The 20,380-nt window shown below is 61.0% G+C and carries 18 protein-coding genes; 6 read left to right on the top strand and 12 right to left on the bottom strand.

Features of this window, described 5'->3' with window-relative positions; genetic code table 11:
- Positions 1–37: 37 nt before the first annotated feature.
- The 4 genes from CAF87_RS18635 (at position 38) to CAF87_RS18620 (ending at position 3,950) form a co-directional block, all read left to right on the top strand.
- Positions 38–1,258 carry a YbfB/YjiJ family MFS transporter gene (locus tag CAF87_RS18635; protein WP_085732523.1) on the top strand — a complete coding sequence of 407 codons (1,221 nt, stop codon included), beginning with the start codon at positions 38–40 and terminating at the stop codon, positions 1,256–1,258.
- A 64-nt stretch (positions 1,259–1,322) separates the two neighbouring features.
- Complete coding sequence (locus CAF87_RS18630) at positions 1,323–2,321, top strand: NAD(P)H-quinone oxidoreductase (protein ID WP_085732522.1); 999 nt, start codon at positions 1,323–1,325, stop codon at positions 2,319–2,321.
- A gap of 112 nt (positions 2,322–2,433) precedes the next feature.
- A complete protein-coding gene (locus CAF87_RS18625; RefSeq protein WP_085732521.1) occupies positions 2,434–3,378 on the top strand; it encodes an alpha/beta hydrolase in 945 nt (314 codons plus the stop codon).
- Between the two features lie 158 nt (positions 3,379–3,536).
- On the top strand, positions 3,537–3,950 hold the full coding sequence (locus CAF87_RS18620) for a VOC family protein (RefSeq protein ID WP_085732520.1): 414 nt from the start codon (positions 3,537–3,539) through the stop codon (positions 3,948–3,950).
- 57 nt (positions 3,951–4,007) lie between these two features.
- Here CAF87_RS18620 and CAF87_RS18615 read toward each other — a convergent pair whose 3' ends face one another.
- The 5 genes from CAF87_RS18615 to CAF87_RS18595 form a co-directional block, all read right to left on the bottom strand.
- Positions 4,008–4,337 carry a hypothetical protein gene (locus tag CAF87_RS18615; protein ID WP_007956060.1) on the bottom strand — a complete coding sequence of 110 codons (330 nt, stop codon included), beginning with the start codon at positions 4,335–4,337 and terminating at the stop codon, positions 4,008–4,010.
- A gap of 80 nt (positions 4,338–4,417) precedes the next feature.
- A complete protein-coding gene (gene rtcA / locus CAF87_RS18610) occupies positions 4,418–5,443 on the bottom strand; it encodes an RNA 3'-terminal phosphate cyclase (protein ID WP_085732519.1) in 1,026 nt (341 codons plus the stop codon).
- An 8-nt stretch (positions 5,444–5,451) separates the two neighbouring features.
- A complete protein-coding gene (locus CAF87_RS18605; RefSeq protein ID WP_085701219.1) occupies positions 5,452–6,240 on the bottom strand; it encodes a nucleotidyltransferase domain-containing protein in 789 nt (262 codons plus the stop codon).
- Positions 6,241–6,279: 39 nt separating this feature from the next.
- Positions 6,280–7,506 (bottom strand): RtcB family protein, encoded by a 1,227-nt coding sequence (locus CAF87_RS18600; protein WP_085732537.1) that lies wholly within the window; start codon positions 7,504–7,506, stop codon positions 6,280–6,282.
- Between the two features lie 238 nt (positions 7,507–7,744).
- Positions 7,745–9,292, bottom strand: a complete 1,548-nt coding sequence (locus tag CAF87_RS18595; protein WP_085732518.1) for a TROVE domain-containing protein — start codon at positions 9,290–9,292, stop codon at positions 7,745–7,747.
- A 205-nt stretch (positions 9,293–9,497) separates the two neighbouring features.
- Between CAF87_RS18595 and rtcR the strand changes: the two genes are divergently transcribed.
- Both rtcR and CAF87_RS18585 read left to right on the top strand, forming a co-directional pair.
- Positions 9,498–11,099, top strand: coding sequence for an RNA repair transcriptional activator RtcR (rtcR, locus tag CAF87_RS18590; protein WP_085732517.1), 1,602 nt, complete (start codon positions 9,498–9,500; stop codon positions 11,097–11,099).
- Between the two features lie 131 nt (positions 11,100–11,230).
- Entirely contained in the window at positions 11,231–11,488 is a 258-nt protein-coding gene (locus tag CAF87_RS18585; protein ID WP_085732516.1) for a hypothetical protein, read from the top strand.
- Between the two features lie 93 nt (positions 11,489–11,581).
- Here the strand turns inward: CAF87_RS18585 and CAF87_RS18580 are convergent, their stop codons facing one another.
- The 7 genes from CAF87_RS18580 to CAF87_RS18550 form a co-directional block, all read right to left on the bottom strand.
- The gene (locus tag CAF87_RS18580; protein WP_007956055.1) at positions 11,582–12,604 is read right to left on the bottom strand and encodes an ABC transporter permease; all 1,023 of its coding nucleotides are present in this window, start codon (positions 12,602–12,604) and stop codon (positions 11,582–11,584) included.
- 57 nt (positions 12,605–12,661) lie between these two features.
- Complete coding sequence (locus CAF87_RS18575) at positions 12,662–14,227, bottom strand: sugar ABC transporter ATP-binding protein (RefSeq protein ID WP_085732536.1); 1,566 nt, start codon at positions 14,225–14,227, stop codon at positions 12,662–12,664.
- A gap of 70 nt (positions 14,228–14,297) precedes the next feature.
- Positions 14,298–15,224 (bottom strand): sugar ABC transporter substrate-binding protein, encoded by a 927-nt coding sequence (locus tag CAF87_RS18570; RefSeq protein ID WP_085732515.1) that lies wholly within the window; start codon positions 15,222–15,224, stop codon positions 14,298–14,300.
- 160 nt (positions 15,225–15,384) lie between these two features.
- Positions 15,385–16,434, bottom strand: a complete 1,050-nt coding sequence (locus CAF87_RS18565; RefSeq protein ID WP_085732514.1) for a Gfo/Idh/MocA family protein — start codon at positions 16,432–16,434, stop codon at positions 15,385–15,387.
- A 67-nt stretch (positions 16,435–16,501) separates the two neighbouring features.
- Positions 16,502–17,527, bottom strand: coding sequence for a Gfo/Idh/MocA family protein (locus tag CAF87_RS18560; RefSeq protein WP_085732513.1), 1,026 nt, complete (start codon positions 17,525–17,527; stop codon positions 16,502–16,504).
- A gap of 36 nt (positions 17,528–17,563) precedes the next feature.
- Positions 17,564–19,495: a 3D-(3,5/4)-trihydroxycyclohexane-1,2-dione acylhydrolase (decyclizing) gene (gene iolD / locus CAF87_RS18555; protein ID WP_085732512.1), complete on the bottom strand. Its 1,932-nt coding sequence runs from the start codon at positions 19,493–19,495 to the stop codon at positions 17,564–17,566.
- Between the two features lie 45 nt (positions 19,496–19,540).
- The gene (locus tag CAF87_RS18550; RefSeq protein WP_085732511.1) at positions 19,541–20,362 is read right to left on the bottom strand and encodes a TIM barrel protein; all 822 of its coding nucleotides are present in this window, start codon (positions 20,360–20,362) and stop codon (positions 19,541–19,543) included.
- Positions 20,363–20,380: the final 18 nt, after the last annotated feature.

Below are 20,380 nucleotides of genomic sequence, written 5' to 3'. Positions count from 1 at the left end.
TGCTGGGCGCCATAAACCTTTCCACAGGACCGCCGTCATGCGCACTTCAACTGCTTCGCCCGAACGTCCGGACACGAGTGTCTGGCTGGCGATCTTCGCCGGACTCTGCGCCAGCCTGGTCAGCATCGGTCTGGCGCGTTTCGCCTACACGCCGCTGATCCCTTCGCTGATTCAGGCGCAATGGTTTTCCGCCCATGATGTGGTCTACCTCGGCGCGGCCAACCTGGTCGGTTACCTGATCGGCGCCCTCCTCGGCCGACCGCTGGCACGCCGGGTCACTCAGAGAAACGCCTTGCGCCTGATGATGCTGGCGGTGACCGCGGCGTTTTTTGCCTGTGCGTACCCGGTGTCGGTGAGCTGGTATTTCGGCTGGCGCCTGCTGTCCGGCATCGCGGGCGGCGCGATCATGGTGCTGGTGGCCGCGACTGTATTGCCCCATGTACCCGCCGCGCGCAAGGGCCTGGCCAGTGGTGCGATTTTCCTCGGCATCGGTCTGGGCATCGCCGGCTCCGGCACGATCGTCCCCATGCTGTTGAGTCTGGGCCTGCAAGCGACCTGGCTGGGACTGGGCGCGCTGTCGCTGGCACTGACGGCATTGAGCTGGTTCGGCTGGCCTTCGGAGCTGCCCCATGCAATTACCACAACGGCTCAGGTGGATCCGGCAGAACCCACACCGCCTGCGGTGTATCTGTTGTTTGCCCAGTACGCGTTCATGGCCGCCGGGCTGGTGCCGGCCATGGTTTTCCTGGTGGATTACGTCGCCCGAGGGCTGGGCGCCGGGGCGCACGTCGGCGCGCTGGTCTGGGTCATGTACGGTCTGGGTGCCATCGTCGGTCCGGTGAGCTATGGTTTTCTCGCCGATCATCTAGGTGCGCGGACCGGCATTCGTCTGGTGCTTGTGATACAGGCGATCACCCTTGGCTTGCTGGCCGTTTCGCATTCGTTCCTGGCGCTGGCACTGCTGGCGGTTGTGCTCGGTTCGTTTCCGCCGGGCATTGTCCCGCTGGCGTTGGCCCGGGTGCATGAACTGGTACCGGATCATCATCGCCAACAGGTGGCGTGGAGCCGCGCCACGGTGTCGTTCGCCACGTTTCAGGCGCTGGCCGGCTTCGCCTACTCGGCGCTGTTCAACGCCACAGGTGGACAGCATGTGCTGCTCTTCGTGATTGCCGGCGGTGCCATCGTGATCGCACTGATACTTGAGCACGTCATGAAACTGCTGCCCTCCTCCATCGAACAACGCCGCTGCGCCCATTGACGGGAATCATTAGGCCCTGACTGCGCTCCCATCTACTGATCACTTGTTTCAAGAGGAATCGAAAATGACATTGCCCACTGAAATGACCCGCATCGAAATCACCGAACCGGGCGGGCCCGAAGTTCTGCAATCCCGACGCGTGCCGCTGCCGATTGCTTCAGAAGGCGAAATACTGATCCGCGTGCACGCCGCCGGCATCAATCGCCCCGACGCTCTGCAACGCGCCGGCAAGTACCCGATGAAACCCGGCATGAACCCGATTCCGGGCCTTGAAGTGGCCGGCGAGGTCGTGGCGATTGGCAGCGGTGTCAGCAGATTTACGGTGGGTGACCGGGTCTGCGCGCTGACCAATGGCGGAGGATATGCCGAGTACTGCACAGTCCCGGCCGGCCAGGCCCTGCCAATCCCCGATGGGCTGGACTGGATTCAGGCAGCGGCCATTCCGGAAACCTTTTTCACGGTGTGGGCCAATCTGTTCGGCCTCGGCGGCGCCAGCCGTGGTCAGCGCGCCCTGATCCACGGCGGCACCAGCGGCATTGGCACCACCGCATTGATGCTGTGCCGCGAGTTTGGCATCGAAGCCTTCGCCACCGCCGGCAGCGCCGACAAATGCGCAGCGATCCGCAATCTGGGCGGCGAAGCGATCAACTACCGGGAACAGGATTTCGCGACTGTCATCGCCGAGAAAACCGCTGGCCAGGGCGTGAATGTGATTCTCGACATCATGGGCGGCTCGTACCTCAACGGGAACATCAGCGCCTTGGGGATGGATGGGCGGTTGGTGATGCTTGGTTTCCTCGGTGGCGCGCGAGCCAATGACATCGATCTGCTGGCGATCCTCGGCAAGCGTGCGGTGGTCACCGGTTCCCTCCTGCGTGCCCGGACCTCTGCGGAAAAGGCAGCCATCGCCGATCAATTGCGCGAACACGTCTGGCCAGTGCTGGCTGCCGGGCGCTGCCTGCCGATCATCGACCAGATCTACCCGCTCGCCGAAGCGGCCAAAGCCCATGCGCACATGGAAGCGGGCGACCACATCGGCAAGATCGTGCTGACGGTCAACTGAGTCGTTGCAGCATTTTGTAATCGTTGCAGGCGTGCGGTGGTCGAAAATGTCACGCGCGGGTCAAGGCATCTGGTAAAAAGCGTTCTTTGTCCACGCCGTGGTGAAACGTTTAATGTTCCTTGCCTTCATGACCCGACTTCGACGCCGCCGTCTGGCGTTCGCCTGCATGGCTGCCCTGATCATCGGCGTGCCGGCGAGTTGTGCTGTGCTGGAACACACCGAGCGCAAACTCTTGTTTCGCATTGAACCGGGCACCGCCGGCTGGTATCACGGATTGCCCGGCAGCGTGCAGGAACTCGACCTGCAACCGAAAAGCTTCAAGGCCGGGCAAAACATTCACGCCTGGTGGTGGCCGGCGGAACGCGCCGATGCGCCGGCGATCCTTTATCTGCACGGCGTACGCTGGAATCTGACCGGGCAACTGTTCCGTATCGAGCAACTGCGCGCGGCGGGTTATTCGGTACTGGCCATCGACTATCGCGGCTTCGGCCAGAGTCATGGCGACCTGCCGTCGGAGAGCACGGTGTATGAGGATGCGCGGGTGGCCTGGGAACGCTTCCAGCTGTTGCAACCCGACCCGAACAAACGTCTGATCTACGGGCATTCATTGGGTGGCGCAGTCGCCATCGATCTGGCTGCCGAACTCGGTCGCGATGCCGCCAGCCATCACACCCCATTGCCGGTGCGCGGACTGGTTATCGAATCCACCTTCACTTCATTGGCAGATGTGGCGGCAGCCGTGGCCAACACCTCCCTTCCGGTCCGTTGGTTACTGTCGCAGAAGTTCGACTCCATCGACAAGATCGCCGAGATCCACATGCCGTTGCTGGTGGTGCACGGTCTGGCCGACGCATTTGTGCCGTCACGCTTCAGCGAGCAACTGTTCGCCGCCGCCCGGCAACCGAAACGCCTGCTGCTGGTGCCCGGTGCTACGCACAACAACAGCATGGCGCTGGGCGGACAGAACTATCGCAAGGCGATTGATGCGCTGATGCAAACCCGACCTGCCGCCCGGGTGGCGGGCGCTGCGGTGCAGAAGAACCCGCGCGACTCCTGACGCCCTTCCAACAGACCATCGGTCACCTTGAACAGAAATTCTTGCAGCATCGGCTGGCAATCCGGCGTTCTAACGCTTTGCTGGATGGAGTCAATCCATGATGCTGCTTCGGCACACCCGGCCGCGCAGCGTTCCACTGCCTATTCGGGAGCACCACCATGAAAATCAACCCGTACCTGATCTTCAACGGCGACTGCCGCGCTGCCTTCACGTTTTACGAGCAATGCCTGCAAGGCAAGCTCGAAGCGATGATGACCTTCGGCGAAACCCCAGCCGCCGAACATGTACCCAAAGAGCATCACAACCTGATCATCCACACCTGCCTGAAAGTCGGCGATCAGATGCTCATGGCCTCGGACACCACTCCCGACCGCCCGACCCAAGGCATGAGCGGTTGCTCGATTTCCCTGAATGTCGACACCATCGCCGAGGCAGAACGGGTGTTCAACGCCCTGGCCAAGGATGGTCGCGTCGACATGCCGCTGGAAGCCACCTTCTGGGCCGCGCGCTTCGGCATGCTGGTGGATCGTTTTGGCGTGTCGTGGATGGTCAATTGCGAAAGTGACAAATGATGCTGCCACTGCTCCGGACATGAAAAAGCCCGACCTCTTCAGGTCGGGCTTTTTCGTTCATCGCTGGGCCAGTTCGTGCCGAACGCACTGTTCGTAATAGGTTTGCTTGACGGCCGCCGGCTTGAGTCGCGACGCGCTGTCGTAAGTCTGCTCGGTAATACCCATGGCGGTCATGCGCATCCACGGTTGCTGGAACTTGCGCGCCTGCAAGCGCTTGCGCGCGCCATACAGGGAAATGCCTGACAGCTTCGACTGTTGCGCACCGGCGGCGATGTCCGAACCCCAGGTACACGCAAAACGATGGCTCTTGCTCAGCTCCCTGGCTTGGGCCTCCAACGCGAACAGAGCGAGGGAAAGCGTTGCTACGGTGATGACAATCGTCCGCATATGGCCCACCTAACCTTTTGAAAAAAGGCGAGTTTGCCGGGACTTGAAACGTTCGGGGGCCAGCAATTTGCCGCCTATTGCTACCGGGTGCGGATTTCCACCTTCAACCGGTCTGTGCCTTCTTCCCGGCACTGGATGACGACGGGGACAAAACGCTGGATTACCGAAATATTGCTGTACAAATGCTCGGTCATCCTGGGCGTGGTAAACGATCCACCCCCGGCCAGCACCATCGGCAACAACAGTTGATCGGCCATATGCTCTGCCACCGCTGCACCGCTGTGCAACCAATCGGCCGCCTGATCGATCGCGGCGTCCGCCACTTTCTCCGAACGCAGTGAGGCTTGACCGAAAGCGCTGAAGATCTCCGTGACGTGTTCAAACGCATATTCCAGCAGCAACACATTGCCCGGGCCACATGCGGGATCAAGGGTGACGGCGTTCAATTCTGCTGACGCCATTTTCAATCGCAGGGCCACCCTGTCGAGCTCGCGCACACCGACGCTCGGTGCCAGTCCGGCCGTTAGCGCAAACGCCTGTTGCGAGAGCGGCAAGCCGCGCTCACACAGGTGCAGTGCTGACAGTTTCGATGGTTGCACCCTGACGTCAATTTCACCGCCGCCCGCCGGTACGAACCCGTGGCGCAGCAACGTCAGTTCAACCTCCGCGCCCATCCGTCGCAGCAGCGGCAACCAGCTGCGGCTGAGAAAATCGGTCGGTGGCGCCAGCGGATTATGCGTGCCGCCGCTGATCCGCACACGGCTGGCTTGCGGCGCCAGCAACAAAGCGGGCAGCAAGGTCTGTAACACCAGTGTGCAACTGCCGGCGGTTCCAATGGCAAAGCGATAATCGCCGCCACGAATCGGCCCCGGCTCGAAGCTCAATGTCTGCGAGCCCAGCTCAGCCCCCTGGATCTTTGCACCGCAGACTTGAGCCGCCGCCATCACGGCGGTCAGGTGCTGGCGTAACAGTCCCGGACGACTGCGTCTGGCCCGAATCCGCTCAATGCGAAACGCCTGGCCCGTCACCATCGACAGACTCAGCGCACTGCGCAACACCTGGCCACCACCGATGGCGCCGTCCAGTTCAATAACGTCCTGTTTCATTTTTTTCCTTATGCGTACAAACCAACGGTTTCCCGCAGATATCGATCGAGCTGCCGCGAATCTTCCCGGGTTCTTGGCAATGCTGGCACCGCACGCTCGAGTTCCGCTTCGATGAACGCATGCAACGCCGGACGACGAGGACCGTAAGCGCTCTCGTCGGCATTGCGTTTGAGCGCGAGCAGTTCGTCGACTTCATCGAGCAATGCACGATCATCGACCGTACTCAGCAGATCGCTGAACGTCATCGGCGGCCGACCCCGCCCCTGATCGATCCAGCGCACCGCCAGCAGCGGCCGCAGTACGTAGAAATACTTCTTGAACCGCACGCTTTCACCCTGCAGATAACCACGGAAGTTCTTCTTCGCCATCGACAGATAATGATTGCGCGCGGCCGGCGGGCTGTAGAACGCCTCGGCCAGCGCCCGCAGTTGCGCAACCGCTGCGGTCTCGCTGCGATAAACCAGCGGGGAGTCGAGCCACTCCAGCAAGGTCGGGTTGGATTTGCGCAACAGCCCGAGGGTCTTGCGCAGCTCCCAGCCACTGACATCCAGCTCGTCATCCAGCGGTCGCTCGATCACATCACTTGGCGCATCGACCTGGACGAACCACTCAGGTTTCTCCACATAAACGAAGCGCACATCGTAATCACTGTCCGGCGAGGCAAAACCCCAGGCCCGGCTGCCTGATTCGCAGGCATACAGCACCGTGACATTGCGTTCGCGTTCTATGCGCGCCAGTTCTTCCAACACCCGAGCGCGCATGGCGCTGCATAGCGGGTGTCGTTCTTCAAATTTCATGTCCTTTAATCCTTTTTCCGGCGCGCCTTGCGGCACGCGTTATCCCTTGACGCACACCACCTGACGCAGGGTGTGCAGCACTTCAACCAGCTCACGCTGGGCGTGCATGACTTTGTCGATGTCCTTGTAGGCCATCGGAATTTCATCGATCACCTCAGCATCCTTGCGGCATTCAACGTGCGCAGTGGCGCGGATCTGGTCTTCGACGGTGAAGGTGTTTTTGGCCTTGGTACGGCTCATGGTCCGACCGGCACCGTGGCTGCAGGAGCAAAACGATTCTTCGTTGCCCAGACCGCGCACGATAAAACTCTTGGTGCCCATCGAACCGGGGATGATCCCCAACTCGCCCTTCTTCGCTGACACCGCGCCTTTGCGGGTAACCAGAATGTCCTCGCCGAAATGCCGTTCTTTCTGCACGTAGTTGTGGTGGCAGTTCACCGCCTCCAGCGCGACTTCGAACGGCTTGCGGATAATCTGCCGCGTGGCCTGAATCACCGCTTGCATCATCAGCGCCCGGTTCTGCTTGGCGAAATCCTGGGCCCAGCCCACGGCTTCTACGTAATCATCAAAGTGTCGGCTGCCTTCTTCGAAGTACGCCAGGTCACGATCCGGCAGGTTGGCGATGTGCTGACGCATATCCGCTTGGGCCATCTGAATGAACAGGTTGCCGATGGCGTTGCCGACACCGCGCGAGCCGCTGTGCAACATGAACCAGACCCGGTTGGCCTCATCCAGGCACACTTCAATGAAGTGGTTACCGCTGCCCAGTGTTCCGAGATGCCCGCGGTTATTGGTGTTGGCCAGTTTCGGGTACTTGTCGGTGATCGCCTTGAACCGTGGACTCAGCGCCGCCCAGGCCTGATCGGCCTGTTGCGGAATCTCGTCCCAGGCGCCTTTGTCCCGGCGCGACCGGGTCGAACTGCGGCCATGAGGCACCGCTTGCTCGATGGCACTGCGCAGGCCATGCAGGTTGTCCGGCAGATCGGCCGCAGTCAGCGAGGTTCGCGCGGCAATCATGCCGCAACCGATGTCCACCCCGACCGCTGCCGGGATGACCGCGCCGACCGTGGGAATCACGCTGCCGATGGTCGAGCCCTTGCCCAGATGAACGTCCGGCATGACCGCCAGATGCTTGAAGATGAAGGGCATCTTCGCCGTGTTCATCAACTGCTCGCGCGCTTCGTTTTCCACCGGGACGCCTTCGGTCCAGAGCTTGATCGGTTTGCCGTTGGCGACTTCCAGCAATTGGTAAGTGTGTTCTTTCATCATCTCGATTCTTCAGGTAGTTCCACCGGCATTCGCCGGCAGATTCAAAAAAGGTGGCACGACAAAAGTTGATGACTGTTGCGCGTTGCCGCGCACCGGGGTTAGCCGGCCTCAGATGTACAGCCATCGGCATTCGTGCCGTCACGCACACTGACAAGGGTTTGGTGAGACGTCTTGGATGTAGTCCCACCGGCATTCAGTGCCCGTGACAAATCAATTCATTGGGTGGCTCATCGCGTCATCCCATGCTTTCAATCGCTTCGACCCAGTGCTGCGGTCCGTACCGGCCGGCGGTGAACTGCTCGATCACATCGAACACCGCGTCACTGAAACCGCCGACATTCAGGATGTCATCACGATCCGCCGCTGGTGTTGCCCAACCCGGTTGCAGGTCAATGCAGACCAGGCGTGCCTGCGGGTTGATCCGCTTTATCCGCTCCCATTGCAGCATCGTCTCGCTGGCGCCCTGGCGTCGCGCATCAATCCAGGATTCGTTGTCCGACACCATGATCAGCGTATCGACCCTGGCCTTGCTGTCCGCCAGTTTCTTCAACGGCGCCGAACAGCAGGTTCCGCCGCCGAAAATGCCCGCAAGTTTTTCGGCATTGCTGATCACACTGTCGCGCGGGTTGAGGGTGATATCCACCACCTTCCATTCGAACGGCATCACCCGTGCCGTCGGCTGTTTACGCAACACCGCCGCCGTAATCAGCGCCGCCACATCGATGCAGCGCACCGCGGTGGTCGCGCCCTGACGATAACCGGTCAGCGGGCTGCCCATCGAGCCGGAAACATCCGGGCAAACCACCACTGCACCCTGAAGGTTCGGCACATTGGTCAACGATAGCTCCAGCGCATCCTGCAAAGCCTCGCGAATCAGCGCCGGCACGTCATCGCCGACCATCCGGTACGCCGCCAGCAACTGGTACGGATACACCCGCGCCCTGGCCACTGCTTCGGGATCCGCCAACCGCGCGGCCACGTATTCGGCGCACCCCGGCACTTCAAAAGCGCCGTGGCGCGCCAGCGTATTGAGGTTGATGCGCAGCCCCTGCCAGCCCATGTTCCGCGCCTGCACCGCCCATTGCTCCTTGCTCAATGTTTCGTTACCGAGCAATTGAAAAGGCACTTCAGGCACTTGATCACTCGCGCCACTGCGAAAGACCAGCAAATCGCGAGTGAGGGCGGGCAACGCCTGTACATCCACCGGTTTGCCGATCAGCCAGGCGAAAAACGCTTCGCGCCAGGCCTCGGACGGTTTTGGGTGAACCATCTTCACCACATCCGCCAGCGAAGGCTGATTGCCGATCGATGCCTGCAACAGCTGTCGTTCGGTTGCGCTGTTCAGCCAGTTCTGCACCAGACGCTTGGGTTGAGAACCCAGGGAGCGGCGACCGGTGGCGCCACTGCGCAGGATCTGCACGAAATTGCGCAGCATCTTGCCGCTGTCCACGACTTGCCCGAACACCTCCGGCACCAAAGCCGAACGCTGAGCCGTCAGCGCCGCCAGCAACAAGGCCGGCATGTCTTTCATATGGCCTTTCTGGCGAGCGTAAAGAGCAGCATTCGCCACGTAGCGGCTGTCCAGCTCCGCCACCAGCTTCAACACCTGATCCAACTGACTTTGAGCAGATGCGTAAAAAGTCGAATTCAGGCAACCGGTGACGGCCAGTTGGGCCAGTTGATGCTTGGGCGTGTAGGCATAAGCCGCAGCTCCGGAAGCATTCAAGGTGTCGCAGGCCGGCAGGCTTTTCGATTGCGTGTTGAAGAGGTTGAAGTTGGCCATCGTGGCATCTCGCTGTGTTGTCCTGTTCGTTGCGACAGGTATTGCAGCCGCTGTGCCAGTTTTTGAAAACATTCGTGAGTTATTTTTATCTATTTGATTTTTAAAGGTTTTATTTCAATAGCGAGTACTCCTGAATTTTCGTCACGACAAATAACGCCCTCGAACACTATCATTGGATATCGTCATTTATCTTTCAGGATAATCAATGTCCAGCAAGCGCACCGTCGCCATCGGTTTCATCGGCGCCACTCTTGATCGCGTCGGCAAAGGCGCCAACCGCTGGAACCATTGGCGCCCGAGCGTGGGCCTGTGTCAGCAACCGGATGTCTTGATCCATCGACTGGAACTGATACACGGCACGGATGTCCGGGACGCGAGCCTGGCCGAACGCATTCGCGAGGATATCCGTCAGGTGTCACCGGACACAGAAGTGCGCCTGCACCCGATGGCGCTGCGCAACCCCTGGGATTTCGAAGAGGTCTACGGCGCCCTCCACGACTTCACCTCCGAATACACCTTCGATACCGAGCGTGAGGACTATCTGGTGCACATCACCACGGGGACCCACGTCGCGCAGATCTGCTGGTTCCTGCTGACCGAGGCGCGCTACCTGCCGGCACGCCTGATCCAGACCTCCCCCGCCCGCCGCAAGAGCGAAGAAGAGCCGGCCACCGGTACCCACGCCCTGATCGACCTGGATCTGTCGCGCTACGACCGGATTGCCTCACGCTTCACCCACAAACGTCTGGAAGGCCTGGAATTTCTCAAGTCCGGCATCGCCACCCGCAACACCGCGTTCAACCGTTCCATCGAGCAGATCGAACGCGTGGCTGTGCGATCCAAAGCGCCGATGCTACTGGTCGGCCCGACCGGCGCCGGCAAGTCCTTTCTCGCCCGACGCATCTACGAGCTCAAACGCAGTCGCCATCAAATGCAGGGGCGTTTCGTTGAAGTCAACTGCGCCACCCTGCGTGGCGACGGTGCAATGTCCGCGCTGTTCGGCCACGTCAAAGGTGCCTTTACCGGCGCGCAAAATGCCCGCGACGGCCTGCTGCGAGCGGCTGACGGCGGCATGTTGTTTCTCGACGAGATCGGCGAACTCGGGGCGGACGAACAAGCCATGCTGCTCAAGGCCATCGAAGAGAAGCGCTTCTTTCCGCTGGGCTCGGACAAGGAGGTCGACAGCGACTTCCTGATCATCGCCGGCACTCACCGCGACCTGCGCAGTCGCGTCGCCGAAGGTCTGTTCCGGGAAGATCTCTACGCTCGGATCAACCTCTGGACGTTCGACCTGCCAGGCCTGGCAGGCCGCCGCGAAGACATCGAACCCAACATCGATTTCGAGCTTGAACGCCACGCGCGCGAACACGGCCAAATGGTGCGCTTCAACCTTGAAGCCCGACGGCGCTACCTGGGGTTCGCCAGCTCACGGGAAGCTGCGTGGCTGGGTAACTTCCGTGAACTTTCGGCCTCGATCACGCGCATGGCGACACTGGCCGACAGCGGGCGAATCGATGAAGCGCAGGTCGAGGAGGAAATTGATCGGCTGCGGTATGCCTGGGGGCTGGCGCAACCGGGCGGTGTTGCGGATGACCTGCCGGGTGATGCCAAGACGCAGGATCTGTTTGATCGATTGCAATTGAAGGCGGTGCTGGAGGTTTGCAGACAGGCAGACAGTCTGTCGGATGCCGGCAGGCGACTGTTCGGCGTCTCGCGACAGGCGAAGGCGCAGCCCAACGATGCCGACCGTTTGAGGAAATACCTCGCACGGTTCGGCATTGACTGGAGCCAGCTGCGCGAGCAGTGAAGCGTCCGTGAACGAATGGATGCCGTCGGGGCTAATGCCGGTGACTCCCGAGTTCCCGCCCGTCAGTTGACCGGCACTTTCCCCCGCGTCAGATCTTCCAACATTTATTCACCTGATGCGGAAGCCCGACGATGAACAGAACCATTGCAGCCCTCATGCTTGGAAGCCTTTTATCCGCCACCGCACCGCTTGCGATGGCGGGAAGCACCGTCCCGCCTACCGGTATTCCCGGGGTCAACCAGGGAGGCACCGAGTCCAAGGAAGAAAAGGCCGACAAAAAGGGTGAAGAGGCCTCGGGCTCGAACTCCGGTGCAGAGGCCCATGAAACCGAGAAGGATGCGCAAACGTCCAGCGGCTCAAAGGATGGGATGAAAGAAAAGAAACCCTGAACGACTTAGCCACCTCAGCAGTTTTCACAGGCATAAAAAAGCCGATCTCTCGATCGGCTTTAATCCCGCCTTGGCAGGCCAGGACGATTAATTTCAGCGCTTGAGCTTGCGTTTGTTGCGGTACTGGTCGATCACTACCGCGACCACGATAATCAGCCCCTTGATGATGTCCTGGATGTACGCATCAACCCCGACGAACGTGAACCCGCTGGCCATCACCCCCAAAATCAGTGCGCCAATCACCGTGCCGGTGATGCGCCCTACCCCGCCCGCCAGACTGGTACCACCGATAACGGCAGCGGCAATCGCGTCCAGCTCATAGGACATGCCCATCCCGGCCTGCCCGGTGGCGGCGCGGGCCGAAGCCACTACGCCTGCCAGCCCCGCCAGCAATCCGGCGATGCTGTAGACGATGACCAGATGGCGTTTGACGTTGATGCCTGAAGTGCGCGCCGCCTGCATGTTGCCGCCGATGGCGTAGGTGTATTTGCCGTACTTGGTGTAGCGCAGCGCGATGTGGAAGATCACCGCCACCACCAGAAAAATGATCACCGGCATCGCGCCGTGGCCGATGGCCGTATAGGAGTCCGAGAGCATGCTCACCGGCTGGCCTTCGGTGTAGTAACGCGCCAGGCCGCGAGCCGAAACCATCATGCCCAGTGTGGCAATGAACGGCGGAATCCCGGTGATGGCGATGATGCTGCCGTTGATCGCCCCCGCCAGCAGCCCGACACCGAGCCCGGCAATCACGGGAATCCAGACCGGCAAATCGGTCAGTGACGGGAACACCGCCCGGGCGAAATCCGAGGTCTGCGCCAGACTGGCCGCGATCATCGCAGACAAGGCGAGGACCGAGCCAGACGACAGGTCGATTCCGGTGGTGATGATCACCTGGGTCACGCCAATCGCCAGCAGGCCGATGATCGACACTTGCAGGATCATCAGCACCAGCCGCTGGGAGTTCATCAGGAAGCTCTGGTCGCGCACGATCCAGCCGAACAGTTCGAACACCAGGCCAATGCCGATCAGCACCAGGAAAATGCTCAGTTCCGTCGGAAAGCGCCGGCGACTCTTGACCGGTGCCGTGGCCGGTTTGTTTTCCAGTATCGCGTTCATAACCACTCACCTTTCTATCGCATCATCGACGGCGGCCTCGGCCACCAGCGGTATCCATTAATGAACCGAGGACAGGCCCGAAGCCAGTTGCATCACCCGCTCCTGAGTCGCCTCGCTGCGGTCGAGGGTGCCCATCAGGTCGCCCTCGTGCATGACCATCACCCGGTCACTCATGCCGAGCACTTCCGGCAGCTCCGAAGAAATCATGATCACCGCCATGCCTTCGCTGGCGAGGTAAGCGATGAGCCGGTAAATCTCGGCCTTGGCGCCGACATCGATGCCGCGGGTCGGCTCGTCGAGAATCAGGATTCGCGGATTGGTCATCAGCCAGCGGGCCAGCAAGGCTTTCTGCTGATTGCCACCCGACAGGGTGTCGATGCACTGCTCCAGCGACGGAGTTTTCACTCGCAGTTTCTTGCACATGTCTTCGCACAAGGTGCGCAAGGCTTTTTGCTGGATGAACCCGTGGCCGGCGTAGTGCGGCAGGACGGCCATTTCCATGTTTTCCAGCACCGAGAGGCACGGGAACAGGCCGCTGAGCTTGCGGTCCTCGGTCAACAGCGCGAAGCCCTTCTCGATCGCCATGTGCGGATCGCTGATGCGCACTACCTCGCCATCGAGACGGATCTCGCCACCGTCGCTGGGCGTGATGCCGAAGATCGCTTCGGCCACGTTGGTCCGGCCGGAGCCCATCAACCCGGCGATGCCGAGGATTTCCCCGGCGTGCAGGTCGAAGGAAACGCCCTTGAAAATGCCATCGAGCTTGAGGTCGCGCACCGACAGCAGCAGATCGCCGATCGGCTTTTCACGCACCGGAAAAAGCTGGCTCAACTCGCGACCGACCATCATCGAGATCAGGCTGTCGCTGTCCATCGAATCGGCCCGCTGCAGGCCGATGTAGGCGCCGTCGCGGAACACCGCCACTTCATCGGCGATCGCGAACACTTCGTTCATTTTGTGGGTGATGTAGATGATGCCTTTGCCCTGGCTTTTCAGGTCGGCAATGATCGAGAACAGGTGGGCGACTTCCTTGTCGGTGATGGCCGACGTCGGTTCGTCCATGATCAGGATGTCGGAGTCGTAGGACACGGCTTTGGCGATCTCGACCATCTGCCGCTCGGCAATACTCAGGTTGCCGACCAGTTCTTCAGGATCGAGATTGATCCGCAGGCGCTCCAGCAGTTTCGCCGTGCAGCGGTGCATCTCCCGGTGGTCGATCATGTGAAAGCCGTTGAGTTGCTCGCGGCCGATCCAGATGTTTTCGGCGATGCTCATGTGCGGCATCAGGTTGAGTTCCTGGTGGATCATCGCGATCCCGGCCTGAAGCGCTGCCAGCGGCGTTTCGAATATCACGGGCTTGCCCCGCAGGCGCAGTTCGCCGGCGTCTGGCTGGTAAATGCCGGCAATGATTTTCATCAGGGTGGATTTGCCCGCGCCATTTTCGCCCATCAGCGCCAGCACGGAACCGGGGCGTACCCGCAGTTGCACATCGGACAACGCCACCACACCGGGGAATCCCTTACTGACGTTGAGGATCTCCAGCAGGTACGGCTCTTCGACAGGTATTGCAGTGGGCGGGCTCCCCGTCACAGGGGTGCTCGAAGCAGTCGCTGAAGCGAACATGGTCAGGTACTCCATCAGCAAGGCAGCGATCGCCACCTTGCGGGCTTATTGTTGTTATTGAACGGACGGACTATTTGAACTGGTCAACGTTTTGCGGCGTGATCAGGCGGAACGGCACCCAGACCGCCGGCTCGACCGGCTCGTTCTTCGCCATTCTCACCGCCGTATCGATGGAACCGTCGGCCTGCCCCTTTGCATCCTGGAACACGGAAGCGGCCAGCGAGCCCTTCTTCACGGCGTTCAAGCCATCCGGCGTACCGTCGACACCCGCAATCAAGACGCTGCCTTTGGCGACGCCGGCCTGTTGCAGGGCCATGGCGGCACCGATCGCCATTTCGTCGTTGTTGGAGACGACCGCGTCGAACTTACGGCCCTGGGTCAGCCAGTCGTTGACCAGCGTCATGCCCTTATCCCGCAGCCAGACGCCGCTCTGCTCCTGCTCGACCTTGATGTCCGGATATTTGGCCAGCACCTCCTTGACGCCCTTGGTGCGGTTGGTGGTGGAGTTGTTCGCCAGATCACCCAGCAGAATCACAATGTCGCCCTTGCCGCCCATCTTGTCGGCCAGGTACTGCATCTGCATCTCGCCGGCCTCCAGGTCGTTGGAAGCAACAGTTACTACGCCTTTGGGCAGGTTCAAGTCATCGGGGCGGCGGTTGACGTAGACCAGCGGAATGCCAGCCTTCACCGCCGCTTCAGTAATCTTTTTGGTGGCGGCTGTATCCACCGGATTGACCACGATGGCGTCGACCTTCTGGCTGATGAAGCTTTCGACCTGGCTCAGTTGCTTGACCACGTCGCTGCGGGCGTCTTCGAACTGCAGCTTGACGCCGTCGGGATAGGACTTGGCTTTCTTGTCCATGGATTCGCGCAGGTAGGTCAGCCAGGTGTCATCGAACTGGGACATGCTGACGCCGATCTTCATATCGGCCAGCACAGCGCCGCTGGCGAACATCAGGGACAAGGCCAGTGAGGCAAAACGGGTCTTGGTCTTCATGAAAAGTCTTTCTCCACATTCTTGTTGGTTTTATGGATGAGGCATGACGATTTCAGTAAGCGGACAAGCAGTCGAGGCGTTGGAACGTGTCGCGAGACAGTGAATCTGGAATCGACTTTATTGGAAAATATTTTCCATATCAACCTGTTTTAGAATTTTATTATGATTTCATTCCATGGCTTGCAAACTCACTCAGTTCCACCACCTGACGGCGCTTGAAACTCAGTCGCGCAGCGTCTAGCACGCGGGTTGTCGCCAGTGCATCACGGGCATCCACGGGCAGGGGGCCCCCGTTTTGCAGCGCGATTTGTAGCTGCAAATAGAACTGACTCCAGCAGCCACGTTCGGAAGGAACCCGTTCGCGCTCTTCTCCGTGTTCTAACCAGCCCCAACGTCGATGTTCCTCGACGCCCCAGCGCTCGCCTTCGGTTTTCGGCGAGAGCCCGGCCAGCGCCTGGGCCTCCTGCCCGTCCAGCCCCTCGACGCTGTAACAACCCAGCGTACCGCTCACCCGAAAGCGCGGGCCGGGGCTGTTTTGCAGGCAACTGCCACCCAGATGCGAGGTCACGCCGTTGGCGTGGGTCAGGGACATGAAGAAGCCGTGATCGCATGCCTGGTCTTTTTCCAGGTAGTCCAGTTCGGCGTAGACCCGCGTCACCGGGCCGAACAGCAACAGCGCCTGATCGACCAGATGACTGCCCAGATCGCGCAGGAAACCACCGCCGCTGCCGTTGTGAACCGATGACGGCGAGTAACGCTCGATCCGCGACTCGAACCGGCCGACCTGGCCCAATGCGCCGGATTCGATGAGTTTGCGCACGGTTAGAAAGTCCGAGTCCCAGCGCCGGTTCTGATAGACGCTGAGCCGTACATTCTGGCGCTCGGCCATGGTGATCAGGGTTTGCGCCTGCTGCCAGTCGGCGGCGAACGGCTTGTCGCTGACCACCGCCACGCCGTGTTCGATGCCGTCCAGCACCAGTGCCGGCCGCCCCTTGAGGGGCGTCGATACCACCAGCACATCGATCCCGGCTTCCACCAACTGGCCGATGCTGTCGAAGGCCGGCACACCCGGATGTTCCGCCGCCAGCAACTGTCGGCGCTCCGGCGAACGGGTGACCACGCCGACGAACGTCGCCGCCGGCAGACTGCTGATCAGCGGAGCATGAAAAAACCGGCCGCCATGGCCGTAACCGACAAGTCCGATGCGCATGTCTGAACTCCTTCTTATTGTTATGTCACCGCGTTTCGGGAAAACCGCGGTGATTGTGGGAGCAGCGTTAGCCGTAGAACCTCGGGCGATCAGGCAGTACAACATTGACGATCGCCCCACTGCTCTGCGCTTCGATGCACGCATCGGCAGCAACAGCGGCGGCGAAGCCATCCCACGCCGAAGGCCCACCGACCTGCCCGGCCCGCACGCCATCGATGAACGCCTGCAACTCGACGTCATAGGCCGCTATGAAGCGATCCTTCCAGTCCATCAGAATCGCGTTGGACAGCTTGGCCCCGCTGCGCAATTGAACCTGGGACGGTTCCGGCAGTTTGGCGATGCCGGTCTCCCCCACCACTTCGCACTGGATGTCGTAGCCGTACTGGCAATTGACGAAAACTTCCACGTCGATGCGCGTGCCCTTGGCGGTTTCCAGCAGCACGATCTGCGGATCCTTCAGGTGCGCGAGCGCCTTGCTGCTCTTGCGCGGGAACACCACCTGCACCGAGACGTAATCGTCGTCGAGCAACCAGCGCAACACGTCCAGCTCATGAATCAGCGTGTCGGTGATCGCCATGTCGGTCTTGTAGTTTTCACCCACTTTCGGGTTGCGGTGCGCGCAATGCAGCATCAACGGCTCGCCGATCTGGCCACTGTCGATCACCGACTTCAACGCCCGATAACCTTCATCGTACGGGCGCATGAAACCGACCTGCACCAGCCGTTTGCCGTGGGCCATTTCAGCCTCGACAATCTTGCGGCAGCCTTCGGCAGTGACCGCCAGCGGCTTCTCGCAGAACACCGGTTTGCCCGCCGCAATCGCGGCCAGCACGAACTCTTCGTGGCTCGGGCCCCAGGAGGTGACGAGGATCGCCTCGACGTCCGGCGCCTGGATCACCGCGTGGCCGTCGGGATAGACCTCGGCGGTCAGTTTCAGGTCATCCACGACCTTGGCCGCCTGCTGCAGATTGATGTCGGTGACCGCCACGACCTGACTGTTGAGCAAGGTCTGGCTGCAACGACGGATGTGGTCCTGGCCGATGGCCCCGGTGCCGATGACGCCTAGCCGCAACGCTTGGGAAAGCAATGACATGAAAGGGATTCCTTGTGGTTGTTCGATTCAGGGCAATCAGTACTGACGGGCCTTGGCCAGTCGTTCGTTCAGGGTTTTGGCCACCGCATCGGTGCGGGCGCTGGTGGAGACTTGCGCCACGCCGACCCGCCACCACGACAGGTAACCGTGAATCATGGTCTTGGGCAGAACCTTGATGTCGATCAGGGTCGAGACCGTCTGCAAGCGCGCATCGGCCAGCGCCGCCTGTAGCTCTTCAACGGTGTTCACCTTGTAGGTCTTGCAGCCGTAAGCCGCCGCGCTCATGGCGAAATCCACCGGCACGAAAGCACCGTCGAGCTTGCCGCTCTGCGGGTTGCGGAACCGGAACTCGGTGGCGAAGCTGTCCATGCCGTTGCCCATCTGCAGGTTGTTGATGCAACCGAAGGTCATGTTGTCGAACAGAACCACGTTGATCTTGCGCCGCTCCTGGATCGAGGTGGCGAGTTCCGAGTGCAGCATCATGTAAGAGCCGTCGCCCACCAGCGCATAGACCTCGCGCTCGGGCTCGGCGAGCTTCACGCCCAGCGCGGCATTCACCTCATAGCCCATGCACGAATATCCATATTCGACGTGATAGGTGTTCACCCCCTTGCTGCGCCAGCTGCGTTGCAAGTCACCGGGCAGGCTGCCGGCGGCGGCGACGATCACCGCGTCATCGGCGAGGCTGTTATTGAGCACGCCGAGCACGCGGCTCTGGGTCAGGCAGGAACCGGTCAACTCGATGAATTCGCGCAACACCGCCGGATCGAGGTGGTCGTTGATTTCCGGGATGAAATCCCGAGCCTGATAGTCGATCTGATACAGCCGATCCACTTCCTCATCCAGTTGCGCCCGAGCCTGACGAGGCTGATCGCCCCAAGCGGAACGGTAGTCGCCCAGCGCTTCGGCCAGCGCCGACAAACCTGTTCGGGCATCCGCCAGCAGTTGCACGCCGTCGAGTTTCAGGGCATCGCACGGGCTGATGTTGAGGTTGAGAAACTGCACGTCAGGGTGCTGGAACAAGGATTTCGACGCCGTGGTGAAATCGCTGTAGCGGGTGCCGACCCCGATGATCAGATCCGCCTCCCTGGCCAGCAGGTTTGCCGCCAGACAACCGGTTTCGCCGATGCCGCCGACGTTCAGCGGATGGCTGGACACCACCGCGCTCTTGCCGGCCTGGGTCTCGGCGAAGGGAATATCGAAACGCTCGGCAAACGCCTGCAACGCCGCGTTGGCGCTCGAGTATTTGACGCCGCCGCCACAGATGATCAGCGGTTTGCGCTTGCCTTTGAACAGCGCCACGGCATCGCCGAGCATTGCTTCAGTAGCCGGGCGACGCTCGATCCGGTGCACACGTTTTTGCAGGAAATAATCGGGATAGTCGTAGGCCTCGGCCTGCACATCCTGCGGCAAGGCCAGGGTCACGGCGCCAGTTTCAGCGGGGTCGGTGAGCACGCGCATGGCGTGAATCGCCGCGGTCATCAATTGCTCGGGACGGTTGATGCGATCCCAGTATTTGCTCACGGCCTTGAACGCATCGTTGGTGCTGATGCTCAAGTCGTGGAACTGCTCAATCTGTTGCAACACCGGGTCCGGTTGACGACAGGCGTAGACATCGCCCGGCAACAACAGCAAGGGAATCCGGTTGGCGGTCGCGGTGGCGGCAGCGGTCAGCATGTTCGCCGCGCCCGGCCCCACGGACGAGGTACAGGCGTAGATCTTGCGCCGCAGATGCTGCTTGGCGAAACCGATCGCCGCATGGGCCATGCCTTGTTCGTTGCGGCCCTGATGGACGATCAGGTCACCGCTGTCCTGCTCCAGCGCCTGCCCCAGACCCAGCACGTTGCCGTGGCCGAAAATGGTAAAGATCCCGGCGACGAACTTGCTCTGAACGCCATCGACCTCGATGTACTGGTTGTCGAGAAATTTCACCAGGGCCTGGGCCATGGTCAATCTTGTTGTGGTCATAACCGCACCTTTCAAATTCAGATCCGATCCCTGCAAGGGGCACTGTCAACTCAGGGATTTGCTCAGGTGGTCCATGCTCGCGCCGATCGCCGTCTGGATATCCGCCAGGCCATGGACGCTGTCGGCGAACGGTTCAAACGACAGATAGCCGCTGTAGCCGCCAGCGAGCAGGCTGTTGATTTGCGCCGCGTTGCCGAGAATGTCATCCGCGCCCACCAGCACCCGGTGGCCATCGCCAAGGGCCGCCAGAGGCGCCTCGTTTTCCTCGACCCCGGAGATGTGCACCAGCCCGGTCAGCTCGGGGAAAAACTCCTGTTCAGCGGCCAGGTGGTGGTGAAAGGTGTCATGCACCAGACGGAACACATCCAGACCGCCGACGGCCTTGATCGCCTCCGCAGCCGTGCGTTTGCGGCGCAGCGAGCAGGCTTTGAAACCCAGCGGCTCGATGAAACCCAGCAGGTCGTGATCACGCAGGATCGGCGCCAGCTCACTCAACGCGGTGCGCAGGCCTGACGAACGTTCGGCGACGCCGCGCGGATCGGCGCGGTCGTTCAACGGACACATCACCAACCCCCGCGCACCACAATCGCGGGCATAGGCCGCCAGCTTCAAGGCCTGCTCGCGGCGCTCGTCGTTCCACACATCAAACGGATACAACGCGTTGATCGACAGCACGCTGATGCCGTTGGCCGCGCACAACTCACGCACATATTCGGGTGCGGTGCCGTCCTCGATCTCGATGCCTTTGAGGTCGTTGCGGATCTCGATGGCGTCGGCCTTGAGGGTCACCGCCAACTCGATGAACGCCGGCAGGGACAAACGTGGAGCGACCATTCGGTTCAGGGCAAAACGCAGTGGAGTAATCATTCTTGTTGTTCTCCGCGC

The sequence above is a fragment of the Pseudomonas sp. R38(2017) genome, from assembly GCF_002112395.1.
Classification (GTDB): Bacteria; Pseudomonadota; Gammaproteobacteria; order Pseudomonadales; family Pseudomonadaceae; genus Aquipseudomonas.
This window is presented reverse-complemented; position numbering and strand designations above follow the sequence as displayed.